Source organism: Streptomyces toxytricini, assembly GCF_014649915.1.
In the GTDB taxonomy this organism is placed as follows: Bacteria; Actinomycetota; Actinomycetes; order Streptomycetales; family Streptomycetaceae; genus Streptomyces; species Streptomyces toxytricini.
Genome location: NZ_BMTY01000005.1, coordinates 163,400 through 177,447, shown reverse-complemented (window position 1 = coordinate 177,447; position 14,048 = coordinate 163,400). Strand labels below are relative to the sequence as shown.

General features: G+C 74.6%; 8 protein-coding genes. 2 read left to right on the top strand and 6 right to left on the bottom strand.

Translation table 11 applies throughout. The features are described 5' to 3' along the window. Nucleotides 1–973 precede the first annotated feature (973 nt). Together tpg and tap are read right to left on the bottom strand one after the other, a co-directional pair. On the bottom strand, nucleotides 974–1,531 hold the full coding sequence (tpg, locus tag IE170_RS08220; RefSeq protein ID WP_189808631.1) for a telomere-protecting terminal protein Tpg: 558 nt from the start codon (nucleotides 1,529–1,531) through the stop codon (nucleotides 974–976). Between the two features lie 10 nt (nucleotides 1,532–1,541). Continuing rightward, nucleotides 1,542–3,785, bottom strand: a complete 2,244-nt coding sequence (tap, locus tag IE170_RS08215) for a telomere-associated protein Tap (protein ID WP_229884641.1) — start codon at nucleotides 3,783–3,785, stop codon at nucleotides 1,542–1,544. Nucleotides 3,786–3,926: 141 nt separating this feature from the next. Here tap and IE170_RS08210 point away from each other — a divergent pair, with 141 nt between their 5' ends. After that, entirely contained in the window at nucleotides 3,927–4,253 is a 327-nt protein-coding gene (locus tag IE170_RS08210; RefSeq protein ID WP_189808630.1) for a hypothetical protein, read from the top strand. A 222-nt stretch (nucleotides 4,254–4,475) separates the two neighbouring features. Further along, complete coding sequence (locus IE170_RS08205; RefSeq protein ID WP_189808629.1) at nucleotides 4,476–4,850, top strand: peptidase inhibitor family I36 protein; 375 nt, start codon at nucleotides 4,476–4,478, stop codon at nucleotides 4,848–4,850. A 61-nt stretch (nucleotides 4,851–4,911) separates the two neighbouring features. On the opposite strand, the gene puuE is transcribed toward IE170_RS08205, so the two are convergent. The 4 genes from puuE to IE170_RS08185 all read right to left on the bottom strand — a co-directional run bounded on the left by puuE (nucleotide 4,912) and on the right by IE170_RS08185 (nucleotide 14,031). Next, entirely contained in the window at nucleotides 4,912–5,820 is a 909-nt protein-coding gene (gene puuE, locus IE170_RS08200) for an allantoinase PuuE (RefSeq protein ID WP_189808628.1), read from the bottom strand. A gap of 108 nt (nucleotides 5,821–5,928) precedes the next feature. Next, complete coding sequence (locus IE170_RS08195) at nucleotides 5,929–6,417, bottom strand: FBP domain-containing protein (protein WP_189808627.1); 489 nt, start codon at nucleotides 6,415–6,417, stop codon at nucleotides 5,929–5,931. Next, on the bottom strand, nucleotides 6,414–12,983 hold the full coding sequence (locus IE170_RS08190; protein ID WP_189808626.1) for a non-ribosomal peptide synthetase: 6,570 nt from the start codon (nucleotides 12,981–12,983) through the stop codon (nucleotides 6,414–6,416). Before IE170_RS08190 ends, IE170_RS08195 begins: the two co-directional genes overlap by 4 nt. Nucleotide 12,984: 1 nt before the next feature. Further along, the gene (locus IE170_RS08185; RefSeq protein WP_189808769.1) at nucleotides 12,985–14,031 is read right to left on the bottom strand and encodes a GntG family PLP-dependent aldolase; all 1,047 of its coding nucleotides are present in this window, start codon (nucleotides 14,029–14,031) and stop codon (nucleotides 12,985–12,987) included. Nucleotides 14,032–14,048: the final 17 nt, after the last annotated feature.

Sequence of the window (14,048 nt, the reverse complement as noted above, 5' to 3'; positions counted from 1 at the left end):
GATCGCTCCTCGACTCCTCCCCGAGCCGTGCTCGACAGTTCCTCCCTCGGAGGGGGTCTCCGTCGGCAGGGACCGAACGCCGACCGTCCGCCGGACCGACTGCTGGACCGAACCCGGCCCCGGGCGTTCGGTCCCTCCCCGCCGTAGGCGCCCGATCCGTCTCCGGGGTGGCCGTCAGTGGGGTCCAGGTACTGAAGGGGCTGGACCCTCGTTCAGTCCCTCTTCGTGTGGTCCCTTTGTAAAAGTGCAGGTCAGAGCGCTGGAAGGGACGGAACAGGGACTGAAGGGACTCGGAATCACTACTTCCACTCTTTATGTGCGTGCGTGTATGCGCGGGCGTAAGTATGACTGCATGTCTCTGGGTAGCTCATAACTAGCGATTTCAGTCCCTTCGGTCCCTGGGAAACGAGAGGGAGGCCGCTGACCTGCAGGTTTGCGCAGTGACTGAAGGGACAGGGACCGAAGGGTGCTCACCGGCGTTCAGTCCCCCCGGTGAGGGGAGGGAGTACAGGGGGAGGGGGCCCTCCGGAGAACCGCCGGAGGCTTCAGTCCCTGCCGCCGACCGACAGGGACGCAAGGGGAGGCGAGGGACCGACCGCGGCCGGGGGAGCGCTGCACGGCCCACCGGAGGGCCGGGGCTCCGAGCATGGCCTCCGCCCGGCCCCGTCCCGGGCGACACCGCCGCGAGGGCACCCGTGATTCCGTCCCCCGGCCGAGCCGCGGCCCCGACCGGCCCTTGAGGCCAGTGCCGCTCGGAAGGCCCTCAGGGCGCTCGTGGGGACCGCAGGTACGCCGAGGGCGCGCGCGGAGCCTCCCAGGGCCCGTCACGGTCCTTCAGAGGCCTCCAGAGGCCCCGAGGAGCCTCACCGGGCAGTGCCGCGCCCCCGAAGCGTCCGGCAAGCCGCCAGGGCAGGCAGGAGCCGCCTGGAGCGCCCTCACAAGCTCCGGGCCGCCAGCGACCTCGCAGCGGGCTCTACAGCTCGAACTCGACGTGTTCCAGGTCGGTGTACTCCACCAGCAGGCCCTGCGCGCGCCGCCCCTGGTCCTTGAAGTAGATCTCCTGCAGCCCCTCCGCGGCGATCTGCCGGAGCTGCTGCTCGGTGGCACCGGCCTCCTGGGCGTCGAAGAGGCGGCCCGCGAACTCCGGCGGCAGGGCCACCGTGAGGTGGCGCAGCCGGGCGTCGTCGGTGGTGCCGGGCGCGGCGGTGTAGCCGAACCGCGCCCGCGTGTCGATCATGATTCCGCCGGTGGTGGCGGCGGCCTTCCGGGCCCGCGCCCGGACCTGCGGCTGCCACCGCCTGCGCACCTCACGCTCCAGGCGGGCGGCGAGTTCGGGCCGGGGCCGCTTCAACTGGTCGCGCACGTACCGTTCGACGGTGCGCCGGCTGACGCCGAGGAGCCGCGCGACCTCTCCCGTACGGCCCTTGTACTGCCTCACCAGGTAGCGCATCTGCGCGCCCGCGCTCTTCGGGACGGGACGGGTGAACGCCGCCTGCAGGGCCCCTTCCAGGCCTTCCCCGACCGTGTCCATCGGGCGCCACCTACTCTCCGTCGTCGTGGGCGGTGATCCGGCCGTCCTTGATGTACCGGGCCAGGTTCAGGTCGTCCCCGTGCTCCTCGCGCACGCCCTCGGCCCACAGCACCGTCTGGGTGCCCTCGTGCTTGACCATGCCGGGGGAGACCCCGAGCTGGAAGCCGCCCTTGAGGGGCTTGCCGTCCTCGTAGGGGAGGAAGTCGAGCGGGCTCGGCCCGTCGGAAGCGTACACAGCGCAGTCCGACAGGACGGCGACCGGGAAGCGGCCCGTCGCGGCGGCGAGGTTGCGCATCTTGCGGTGCATGTTGACGCGGGCGCGGGAGATGACGGCCGCCCGGATGTCGGGGCGCCACGTCGGCCGCTGCAGGGCGGGCCAGGGCTGCCCGGGCCGCCAGCCGCCGCCCCTGGGGCGTTCGCGGAGCTTGCCGATGCCGCCCTTGACGGTCGCCTTGATCGCGGTCAGGACCAGCGCCAGCTCCGGGTCGACCTCGCGGTGCCGGGCCATCGCGTCGAGGAACGCCTGCGGCTCCATGCCGGTGGTGACGCCGAGGTCGGCCATCGTGGCGACGTACGCGTCCCGCAGCCGCCCGTACCAGGCGTCCAGGTAGCGGCCGGTCTCGGCACGCAGGTAGCCCTCCAGCGGCTGTACGGACCAGCCGAGCTCCACCGCGTACGCCACCGTCGGCGTCGCGTACCAGGCGGGCCCCTCCGGCCGGACCCCGGTCGGGGTGAACGGCGACGGCAGGCGCGGGTCGAGCTCGACGTGCGAGAGGTCGACGAGCCAGCAGCCGGGCACCTTCGCGTCGAAGGCCGGGCGGGAGACCCTGGTCGGCGCGCCGAGCCCGACGACGGCGCCGTTAGCACCCGCGGCAAACGCCATGTTCACGTCGATGCCCACGACGTACGGCTTCAGGCACTCCTCGTCGGTGAGGGGCCGCGCCCAGTCGTACGCCTCCTCGACCAGCATCTCGGCGGGGCCGCGCTGGTGGAAGCGGGGGAGGTGCGCGAGCAGGGGGTGCCCGTCGGGCGCCTCGGGCGGCGCGCAGTCGACGGGCTGCGTGCCCAGCGAACCGGGGTTGTGCTCGCTGTGGCGGCGCCCGGACGCGTCCGGCTCGCCGGCCCGGGTCGGCGGGTGCAGGGCGGTCATCAGCTCCAGGCCGTTGACCGCGGTCGAGCCCCGCGGAGTGATGACCCGGGTCGCGTACGTGCCCAGCAGCCGGGCCAGTTCGGCCGGCGGCAGGTCGGCGGCCCCGCCCCAGGAGCGGGCGTCGAGGGCGTCCCAGCCGAGGACGCACAGCTGCACGCAGGAGCGCCGGCCGCCCTGCGCGGGCCGGTAGATCCGGGCCCAGGGGCCGAGGCCGCGCCGGGTGAGCTGCCAGTCCGCCTTGGCGAGCTGCTTGACCGCCTTGTGGTCGTCCGGCAGCCGCCCGGAGAGCCGCTCCTGCGGCGAGAGGCGCGCGGGCAGCCCGTAGCGCTCGGCGGCGGCGTCGGTCAGCACCAGCACCGGGTCGGAGTCACGGCCGCTGCGGTGGAGGCGCGGCGCGCCGAGCATCGCCTCGCCGAGCGCCCACTCGACGAGGGCCGGCAGGGAGGCGGCGGGCACGTCCAGGACGATGCCGCCGACGCCGTACGCGACGACCTGCCGGTCGGCGTCGGCGTCGAGGACGACGAGCGGGCCGTTGGAGAACCGCGCCTCCCCGGCCACGGTGGCGGACTGGCGCCCGGGCCCGCCCGCAGCGCGGACGGCGGGCCGGGACCCGGACCGGACGTCAGCGGCGGCAGGAGCGGGGGCGGGGGCGGAAGCGGCGGGGGAGGGGGCAGCCGCAGGCGAGGGGACGGAGGCGGCGGCAGGGCCGGCAGCCGGGACTGAGGCACCCTCAGGCCCCGCGGCCCCGGCTCCGTCGGCCGTCGGGGCGGTCGGTTCGCCCCCAGCCCGGCCGGCAGGCCCGGCCTCTTCCCCTGCTCCGGCATCGGCGGCGGCCGCCTCCTCCTCGGGCGGAGGGAAGCGCTCGGCGAGGCCCTCCAGGAGCCGGGCGTACGCCGCGCGCTTCGGAGGGCGGGGATCCGTACGCCCGGCCTCCCACCCGCTGACCGTCTCGCGCCGGGTCTTCAGGGCGGCCGCGATCTGGTCCTGGCTCAGCCCCGCGGCCTCGCGCAGGCGCCGGCGCTCCGCGGGATGCGGCAGGGGATCCTGCGCGACCTGCTCCAGCAGCGCGTCGACCGCGCTGAACAGCTCGTTCTCAGTGGACACAGCGGTCACCTCCGCCCCCAGCCTAGCCGGAACGCTCGTGAATCCCGCACCCAACGCCACGCGGATCGCACACCGCAGCATGATCATCCGGACCGGATACCGTTCCCGGCAGAACAACCGCAGCAGGCAACGGGGGACACGATGGCGCGCAGGGCCGGCAAAGGCCGCCGACTGGCGGCGGACGACCGGACGTACATCTGGTCGGTACGCCACGCCCACACCCGCCGCGAGGACGGCGGCTCCGAATGCCGCGAGTCCCTGACGCTGACCCACGGCCGCGCCCGGCGCGCCGTGCTCAGGATCGTCTTCCGGGACAGCCCGGGCCGCTGGAAATCCGACGGACTGGCGCTGTCCGGCTTCGTGTTCACGTCCCGGGAGGAGTGGCTGAACCTCAACGAGCCGGGCACGGTCCTCGCCTCCTCGACGCGGCCCTCGTCGCGGGCTGGGACCCCGCCGCCCCGAAGGTGACGGAAGCGGACGGCTGGAACCTCTTCCACGCCGCCGTGGCCGCCCGCCGCCTCCCGCCGCGCCGTCAGGTCCGGCCCGCATCCCAGCAGGTCAGCGCGCGGGCCGTCCCGTGACCGCCTCATTTCCCCGCGGGCTGTGGCGCGCCCCGGGTCCCGCCCCGCAGTCTCGATGGCGAGCCGGCCGGAGCGGTCGGCCCACCCGCACCTCGGAGGGGGAAACAGCATGCGCTTCACCAAGAAGTTCGCCGCCGTCGCCGGAGGCCTCGCGCTCACCGGTGGTCTGCTCGTCGGCGGGGCGGGAGCCGCCAGCGCCGAGCCGCAGGCGGCATCGGACTGCCCGTCGGGGTACTTCTGCGTGTGGTCGGGCTCCAACTACACCGGCCGCAGGCAGCAGGTCGCGCGCACGAACGACGACCTCACCCAGTACCCGGTCTTCCAGAGCTTCAAGTCCTGGTACAACCGCGGCGCGTCCTGCGACTTCAAGTGGTACTCGGAGAAGAACCAGGGCGGATCCAGCGGCATCGTCCCGCGCGGCTTCAAGAAGTCCGACAACGCCACCCACTACATCAAGTCGAACACCTGGGTGAACTGCCGCTGACCCGGCGGCGGACCCGCCCGGGCAGCGGGGCGGCGTCCCACCGGGGCGCCGCCCTCCGGTGTCACTGCGCCGGCGGGTGTGCGGCGAGCCAGTGGCGGGCGATCTGCTCGCGCGTGGCGATCCACGCCCCGCCGAGCTGCGCGACGTGCCGCAGGAACCCGTCGAGCGCCCGGATCCGCCCGGGCCGGCCGATGATCCGGCCGTGCATGCCGACGCTCATCATGCGCGGCCGGTCGGCCCCCTCGGCGTGCAGCGCGTCGTACGTATCCACGAGGTAGGCGAGCATGTCGTCGGCGGTGGTGAAGCCGTGCACGATCAGGAACTTGAAGTCGTTCGCGTCCAGGCTGTACGGCAGGACCAGGTGCGGCCGGCCCGCCGCCTCGACGTAGTACGGCAGGTCGTCCGCGTAGTCGTCGGAGTCGTAGAGGAAGCCGCCCTCCTCGGCGACGAGGCGCCGCGTGGCCGCGCTGGTCCGGCCCGTGTACCAGCCGACGGGCCGGCGGCCGGTGAGCCGCTCGACCGTGCGGACGGTGTCCGCGATGTCGGCACGCTCGGTGTCCTCCGGCACGTCCCGGTAGTCGATCCACCGCCGGCCGTGGCCCGCCACCTCCCAGCCGGCGGCGCCCATCGCCCGCCCGGCGTCTGGGTTGCGCTCCAGCGCCTGCCCGACCGCGTGCACGGTCACCGGCACCCGGTGTGCCGACAGGGTGCGGTGCACGCGCCAGAACCCGGCGCGCGCCCCGTACGCGAACATCGACTCGGCGTTCAGGTCGCGCCCGCCGACCACGGGCGGCGCGCCCACCACCTCGTGCAGGTAGGCCTCCGAGGCGGCGTCGCCCTCCAGGACGCTGCTCTCGCCGCCCTCCTCGTAGTTCAGGACGAGGCTGACGGCGACCCGGGCGCCGCCGGGCCAGGCGGCGTGCGGCGGCTCGGCGCCGTAGCCGGCGAGGTCGGGCAGTGGCTCGGACACGCGCCGCACCCTACCCGTCCACCGCGCCCGGCCCCCGGACCCGCCGGGGCGCCGCGCCGACACCCGGCGCGGCGCCCCGGCGCCCGTACGGGGACCGCCTGGCCGCCGTCAGTACAGGATCCGCTTCAGGAACCCCTCCAACCCCTGGACGATCCGGGCGATCCGCTCGTCCAGGTCGAGCGTCTCGTCCATCTGCCCCATCGGAGCCGCGATCTTCTTCCGCGCGTACGCGGAGCAGGCCAGGTTCCGGCAGGCGTACAGCCCGACCGAGTTCCCCAGCCGGCCCTCCTTGCCGCCCTTGAGGGCGGAGAAGAGGGCCGTCCCGCCGACCGGGTGCGAGGTGTAGCACAGCCCGCAGATGGACTTCCGGCGGAAGTCCGCCGTCCGGCGGGTGGCCCGCAGCTCCACGCCGACCGGCCCGTCCGGCCGCTCGGCGACGAGGTAGGCGCGGCTGAGGTCGCGGCCGTCCGTCCACGCGTAGAAGTCGCGGTCCTCCCAGTCCACCCCGTCCAGGACGGGCACGGTCAGGGCCCGGGAGCGGCTCTTCGACATGTTCACGAACGCGCGGCGGATCTCGTCCTGCGTGACGGGCTTCACCGGTTCCCCCCGGCGGTACGGGCCGTGCGGGCGCGGCGGACGACACGGGGGCCGTCGGCGTCGGCGTCGGCCACAGGGGCGGCGGCGCCCGCTTCGACCGCCCGGGCCAGCCCGGCGACGGTCGGCTCCCGGAAGAACTGCTGGATCGGCAGGGCCACCCCGAACCGCGACCGGATCGCGTTCACGGCCCGCACCACCAGCAGGGAGTGGCCGCCGAGGGCGAAGAAGCCCTCGTCCCGGCCGACCCGCCCGACACCGAGCAGCTCCTCCCAGATCGCGGCCACCGCCCGCTCCGTCTCCGACTCGGGAGCCTCGTAGGGGCGTTCCGCCGCCCGGAGGTCCGGGTCCGGCAGCGCCTTGCGGTCCAGCTTGCCGTTCGGTGTCATCGGCAGCGCGTCCAGCACGCAGAACGCGGCCGGGACCATGTGCTCGGGCAGGGCCGCCGCCGCGTGTGCGCGCAGCAGCCCCTCCACCCCGGCCGCCGGAGAACCCGCCGCGGGGACGGCGTACGCGGCCAGCGCGAGCCCCGCGGACGGCAGGTCGACCGCCAGGACGCGGACCTGCTCGACCGCCGGATGCGCGGAGAGCACCGCTTCGATCTCGCCGAGCTCGATGCGGAACCCGCGGATCTTCACCTGGTCGTCGGTGCGGCCGAGGAAGTCCAGCGTGCCGTCCCGCTGCCACCGCACCAGGTCCCCGGTGCGGTACATGCGGGCCCCCGGCTCCCCGTACGGGCAGGCCGTGAAGCGTTCCGCGGTCAGCGCCGCGCGCCGCAGGTAGCCGCGGGCCAGGCCGGCGCCCGCCAGGTACAGCTCGCCGGCGACTCCGGCGGGCACCGGGTTCAGGTCCCCGTCCAGGACGTACGCGCGGATGTTCTCCATCGGGCGGCCGATCGGCGGGTTGCGGTCCCAGCTGCCCGTGCACTCCATGACGGTGACGGCCACGGTGCTCTCGGTCGGGCCGTAGCTGTTGACGAACCGGCGGTCCGCGGTGGCCCAGGCGGCGACCAGGCCGGCCGGGCAGGCCTCGCCGCCCACCGACACGAGCCGCAGGCAGGTCAGCCGGTCCGGGTCGAGCAGCGGCAGCAGGGCCGGGGGCAGGTCGGCGACCGTGACGCCCGCCTCGCGGATGAACTGCGTCAGCAGCTCCGGGTCCCGGCGCTGGTCGGCGTCGGCGACCGCGAGGGTGGCGCCGGCCAGCAGCGGGCAGAAGATCTCCAGCACGGAGACGTCGAACGTCGGCGTCGCGAAGTGCAGGACGGTGTCGGCGGCGGTCATCGCGTAGTAGTCGTTGGTGGTCTCCAGGAAGTTGACCACCGAGTGGTGCTCCACCACCACGCCCTTCGGGCGTCCCGTCGACCCCGAGGTGTAGATGACGTACGCGGGGTGGGAGGGGGTCAGCGGCCGCACCCGGTCGGCGTCCACCGGGTTCGCGGAGTCCTGCGCGAACCCGGCCGGCTCCGCCCCGTCCAGTACGGCGGCGACGTCCGCGGCGGTCAGGACGACCGCCGGAGCGGCGTCCTCCAGCACGGCGGCGGTCCGCGCCTGCGGGTGCGCGGGGTCCACGGGCAGGTAGGCGGCACCGGCCTTCAGCACGCCGAGCATGGCCGCGACCATCTCCGCGGACCGCGGCAGCACCAGCGCCACCAGGTCCTCCGGTCCGGCGCCCCGCGCGATCAGCCGCCGGGCGATCCGATTGGCCCGCGCGTTCAGCTCCGCGTACGTCAGCACCAGCGGTCCGGTGCGCAGCGCCACGGCATCCGGGGAGGCCGCCGCCCGCTCCTCGAACCGCCGGACGACCGTGTCCGGTTCCGCCGGGTGCCCGCTGCCGCTCCAGCCGGTGAGCAGGAGCTCGCGCTCCTCCGGCCCGAGCAGCCCGACGGCCGCCGTCCGCTGGTCCAGGTCCTCGGCGAAGGCGTCCAGCATGCGCACCAGCCGGTCCGCGAAGGACTGCGCCGTCTCCCGGTCGAAGAGGTCCTCGCCGTACTCGACGTAGCAGTCCATGCCGGCGGGCGCGCCGTCGGCGGCGCGGCTCTCGGTCAGGTCGAAGTGCAGGTCGAACTGGGCGGCGTCGATGTCGACGGGCAGCGGCGAGGCGGCCGCCCCGGGCAGGTCCGGCAGGTCCTCGGTGGTGTTGTGGAGGGCCAGCATCACCTGGAAGAGGGGGTGCCGGGACATCGAGCGGGCCGGGTTGAGGACCTCGACGAGCCGCTCGAAGGGCACGTCCTGGTTCTCGTACGCGGCGAGGTCGGCGGCGCGGACGCGGTGCAGGAGCTCGCGCGCCGTCGGATCGCCCGAGGTGTCCGTGCGCAGGGCCAGCGTGTTGACGAAGAAGCCCACGAGGTCGTCGAGGGCCTCGTCGGTGCGGCCCGCGATCGGGGTGCCGATCACGATGTCGGTGCTGCCGCCGAGCCGGGTCAGCAACGCGGCCAGCGCTGCCTGGACGACCATGAACAGGCTGGAGTCGGTCTGCTCGGCGACCTCCAGCAGCCTCCGGTGCAGCGGCGCCGGCACCCGGAACGGCGCCATCCCGCCCCGGTGGGAGGAGACGGGCGGGCGCGGCCGGTCGGCCGGCAGTACGGTCTCCTCCGCGACCCCGTCCAGGACCTCGCGCCAGTGGGCGAGCTGCCGGGAGACGGTGCTGTCCGGGTCGTCCTCGTCGCCGAGCAGCTCCCGCTGCCACAGGGCGTAGTCCGCGTACTGCACGGGGAGTTCCGGCCCGGTGTACGAGGCGCCGTCCAGACGGGCGGCGTACGCGGCCGACAGGTCCCGCCACAGCGGCCCCATGGACCAGCCGTCGCCGGCGATGTGGTGGACGACGAGCACGAAGACGTACGCGTCGGGGCCGGTCGCGAACAGGTGGGCCCGGACGGGCAGGTCGGCGGTGACGTCGAAGCCCTCCGCAGCCGCGCGGGCCACGGCGGCGGCCGCGTCAGCCTCGGCGACCTCCTCGGTGTGCAGGACCGGCCGGGCGTCCGCCGCGTCCAGCACCCGCTGCAGCGGGCCCTGCGGCGAGTCGGGGTAGACCGTCCGCAGGATCTCGTGCCGGGCGGTGAGGTCGCCGAGCGCGGCTTGGAGGGCCGGCACGTCCAGGGCGCCCGTCAGGCGGATCGCGGAGGGCATGTTGTACGCGGCCCGCTGGCCCTCGAACCGGTTGAGGAACCACAGCCGGCGCTGCCCGGAGGACAGCGGGACGGTCTCGGGGCGCTCGGCCCGGACCAGCGGCCTGCGCACCGCGTCCCCGCCCGCGGCGCCCGCCAGCGCCTCGGCGACGGCCGCCACGGTGGGCGTCTCGAAGACGGTGCGGATGGGGAGTTCGGCGCCGAGCTCGGAGCGGATCCGGCTGATCAGCCGGGTGGCCAGCAGGGAGTGGCCGCCGAAGGCGAAGAAGTTGTCGTCGATGCTGTCCCAGGGACGGTCCAGGACCTCCCCGAACAGGCCGCACAGCGCCCGCTCCAGAGCGGTCCGCGGCGGCCGGCCGGTCAGTTCGGCGTCGAGCGCCGGGGCCGGCAGGGCCCTGCGGTCCAGCTTGCCGTTCGGCGACAGCGGGAAGGCGTCCACGGCCACGAACGCCGTCGGCACCATCGCCTTCAGCAGGAACTCCTCCGCGTACCGGCGCAGCTCCTCCGGATCCCAGCCGTGCCCGGCGGCGGGCACGGCGTACGCGGCCAGGTACTTGCCGCCGGGCCGGTCGTCCCGGGCCACGACCGCGACCTGGGCGACCGAGGGGTGCCGGGACAGGACCGACTCGATCTCGCCCGGCTCGATCCGGATGCCGCGGATCTTCACCTGGTGGTCGGCGCGCCCCAGGAACTCCAGCTCGCCGCCGGGCAGGCGGCGGGCGAGGTCGCCCGACCGGTACACGCGGCTGCCGGGCGGGCCGTACGGGTCGGCGACGAACCGCTCGGCGGTGAGGCCGGGCCGGTCCGCGTAGCCGCGCGCCACGCCCTCGCCGCCGATGTAGATCTCGCCGGCGACGCCCGCGGGCACCGGGCGCAGCCGCTCGTCCAGCAGGTAGACGCGGGTGTTGGCGATGGGGCCGCCGATGGGGGCGGCGTCCGGCCAGTCGGCGCTGTCGCCGGTCAGCGAGTACACGGTCGCGCCGTGGGCCTCGGCCGGGCCGTAGAGGTTGTGCAGCCGGTGCGCGGGGTCGGCGTGGCGGGCGCGGGTCCGGCCGGTCAGGGTGAGCGCCTCGCCGGCCTGCTGGACGTCGGTCAGGGAGGGCAGGGCGAGGCCCAGCTCGTCCGCCGCCTCGTACACCGCGTCGAGGACCGGCGCGGGCGCGTACAGCTCGTTGACCCGGTGGCGGTCGAGCCAGCGGGCGAGCTGTTCGGCGCTGCGCCGGGTGTCCTCGGTGGGCACGACGAGGGTCTTGCCGCAGATGAGGCTGGCGAGGATCTCCTGCACCGACACGTCGAAGCCGACCGACGTGAACTGGGCGGTGCGGGCGCCCTTCATGCCCTGCATGGTGTCCCGCTGCCACAGCACCAGGTTCCGCGGGCCCGCGGCGGGCATCAGCACGCCCTTGGGGCGGCCCGTCGAGCCCGAGGTGTAGATGACGTAGGCCGTGTGCAGGTCGTGCAGGGGAGCGGTGCGGTCGGCGTCGACGGGGTTCGCCGCGGGGTGCGCCGCGATCTCGGCGGCCGTCGCCGTGTCGTCCAGCAGGAGGGTGGTGAGGCGGTCCGGGACCAGTTCCGCGGTCCGCGAGTGCGCGAGGACGAGGGCGGGAGCGGCGTCCTCCAGCAGGTACGTGATGCGGTCGCGCGGGTAGTCCGGGTCGACGGGCACGTAGGCGGCGCCGCTCTTGAACACCGCCAGCAGCCCCACGACCATGTCCGGCGAGCGGGGCACCAGCAGGGCCACCGACCGCTCCGGTCCGGCGCCGCGCGCGATCAGGGCGCGGGCCAGCCGGTTGGCGCGGGCGTTGAGCTCCGCGTACGTCAGCGTCTCGTCCTCGAAGAGGACGGCCGGTGCGTCGGGCGTCCGCTCGACCTGCGCCTCGACCAGTTCGGGCAGCGTGTACGGGGAGACGGGCGCCCCGGTGGCGTTCCAGCCGGCCAGCTCCTGCGCGCGCTCCGCCGGCGAGAGAAGGTCGACGTCGTCCACGCGGGTGTCCGGCTCGGTCAGCACGGCCCGCAGCAGGGCCAGGTAGTGGCCGGCCATCCGCTCGATGCGGTCAGCGTCGTAGAGGTCCCTGCTGTAGACGAAGCGGCAGACGGTGCCCTCCGCCTTCGCCTCGAAGTGCACTTCGAGGTCGAAGCGGGTGACGTCCTCCTCCACCTCCAGGACGCTGGTGGCCAGGCCGGGGGCGGCGGGCTCCTCGGCGAGGTCGAGGTAGTTGCACAGCACCTGGAAGAGCGGGTTCAGCCCGAGGTCGCGGTCCGGGGCGAGCTCCTCCACCACGCGGGCGAACGGCGCCTCCTGGTCGGCGTGCGCGGCGAGCACCGTGTCCCGGGTGGCGCGCAGCACGTCGCCGAGGGGCGCGTCGCCGGACACCCGGCAGCGCAGGGCCACGGTGTTCACGAAGAACCCCATGACGCCCTCGAACTCGGGGCGGGTCCGGTTGGCGACGGGAGCGCCGACGATGACGTCCTCCTCCCGCGTGTACCGGTGCATCAGCGCGTTGAATGCGGTGAGGAGCACGGCGAACGGGGACAGCCCCTCGCGCCGGCACAGCTCCCGCAGGCGCTCCTCCAGGTCCGCGGGCAGGGCGGCCAGGACGGTGCCGCCGGAGAAGGTGGGCCGGGGCGGGCGGGGCCGGTCGGCGGGGAGGCGGGGGGTCGGCAGCTCGCCCGCGAGGCGTTCGAGCCAGTGGTCGAGCCGGCGGCGCAGGTCGCCGCCGGCCAGCGATTCGCGCTCCCAGGCCGCGTAGTCGGCGTAGTGGAGCGGCAGGGCGGGCAGGGCGGCCGGCGTGCCGCAGACGTGGCCCTCGTACAGCTGCCAGAGTTCGCGCGCGAAGACGCCCTCGGACCAGCCGTCGGTGACCGTGTGGTGGAAGTTGATGAAGAGGTAGTGCCGGGTGGCGGCCGTGCGGTAGACGGCCGCCCGGATCAGCGGGCCCTGCGTGAGCGAGAACGGGATGCGGGCCGCCGCGCGGATGGCGCGCAGGACCTCCTCCTCGGCCGCCTGCTCCGTCGGGGCGCTCACCTCGGTGCACGGGACGTCGAGGGGGAGCCGGCCGGCGATGCGCTGGACCAGCTCGCCGTCCTGCTCGGCGAAGGAGGAGCGCAGCACCTCGTGCCGGTCGACGAGGTCCTGGAGGGCGGCGCGCAGGGCGGGGACGCGGAGGGGGCCGTCGATGCGGATGGCGAACGGGACGCTGTACGCGGCGCTGCTGCCGTGCAGCCGGTCGAGGAACCACAGCCGCTGCTGGGCGCTGGAGGCCGGGAGCAGGCCGTCGCGGGGGACCGGGCGGACGGTGTCGGGGGCGAAGAGCTCCTTCTTGTTGCCGAGCAGCATGCCGAGCAGCTCGGCCTGCAGGGCCTTGGCGGCGGCGTCCGCGGTGGCGGCCGCGCCGGTGTGCGCGCCGGTGTCCGGGGCGTCCTGGACGAGGTCGTGGGGAGTCATGTCAGCGGGTCCGGTCCTCGGTGAGTACGTCGCGGACGATGGAGACGGCCTTGTCGATGTCGGCCGCGGACACGCCGTTGTGCGTCACTGCCCGCAGCCTGCCGTGCCCCAGCTCGGCCAGGGAGAGCCCGCGGTAGCCGGCGGCCTCGACGAACGTCTGCCAGGTGAAGCGCGGGTCGGTGACCCGGAACATCACGATGTTGGTCTGCACGGCGGCGGGGTCGGTCTCGATCCCGTCGATTCCGGCCAGGCCCTCGGCCAGCCGGCGGGCGTGGGCGTGGTCCTCCTCCAGCCGGTCCAGGCCGTCCAGGGCGACGAGGCCGGCGGCCGCGATGATCCCGGCCTGCCGCATGCCGCCGCCGAGCATCTTGCGGGCCCGTCGGACCTCGGTGATGAAGTCCTCGCTGCCGGCCACCATCGAGCCGATGGGCGCGCCGAGGCCCTTGGAGAGGCAGAACTGCACCGAGTCGGCGTACTGGGCGATGTCCGCGGCGGGGATCCCGAGGGCGACGGCGGCGTTGAACAGCCGGGCGCCGTCCAGGTGCACGGCGACGTCGTTCTCGTGGGCGAACTCCCAGACCTCCTTCATGTAGGACTGCGGGAGCACGACGCCGCCGCAGCGGTTCTGGGTGTTCTCCAGGCAGATCAGGGAGGGCAGGGCGAACTGCTCGTCCTCGGGATCGTCGGGGAATCCGGCGCGCAGGTCGGACAGCAGGAGCCGGCCGTCGGGCTGGTTGGGGATGCGCTCGTACATCACGCCGCCGCAGACGGTCGCGCCGGCGGCCTCGTAGATGTAGATGTCGCTCTCGGCGCCGACCAGCATCTTCGAGCCGCGGGGCGCGTGCACCAGGATGGAGGCGAGGTTGGCCATGGTGCCGCTCGGCATCAGGCAGGCGGCCTGCTTGCCCAGCAGGTCGGCGGAGCGCTCCTCCAGCAGGCGGACGGTCGGGTCCTCGCCGTAGACGTCGTCGCCCAGCGGGGCGTCGTTCATCGCGCGCATCATCGCCGGGGTGGGCAGGGTGAAGGTGTCGCTGCGCAGTTCGATCATGGTCACGGGTCTTCTTC

Coding starts and splice junctions, on each gene's coding strand:
- IE170_RS08185 (WP_189808769.1), bottom strand. CDS start 14,031: ATGATCGAACTGCGCAGCGACACCTTCACCCTGCCCACCCCGGCGATG.
- tpg (WP_189808631.1), bottom strand. CDS start 1,531: ATGGACACGGTCGGGGAAGGCCTGGAAGGGGCCCTGCAGGCGGCGTTC.
- IE170_RS08210 (WP_189808630.1), top strand. CDS start 3,927: ATGGCGCGCAGGGCCGGCAAAGGCCGCCGACTGGCGGCGGACGACCGG.
- IE170_RS08205 (WP_189808629.1), top strand. CDS start 4,476: ATGCGCTTCACCAAGAAGTTCGCCGCCGTCGCCGGAGGCCTCGCGCTC.
- IE170_RS08190 (WP_189808626.1), bottom strand. CDS start 12,983: ATGACTCCCCACGACCTCGTCCAGGACGCCCCGGACACCGGCGCGCAC.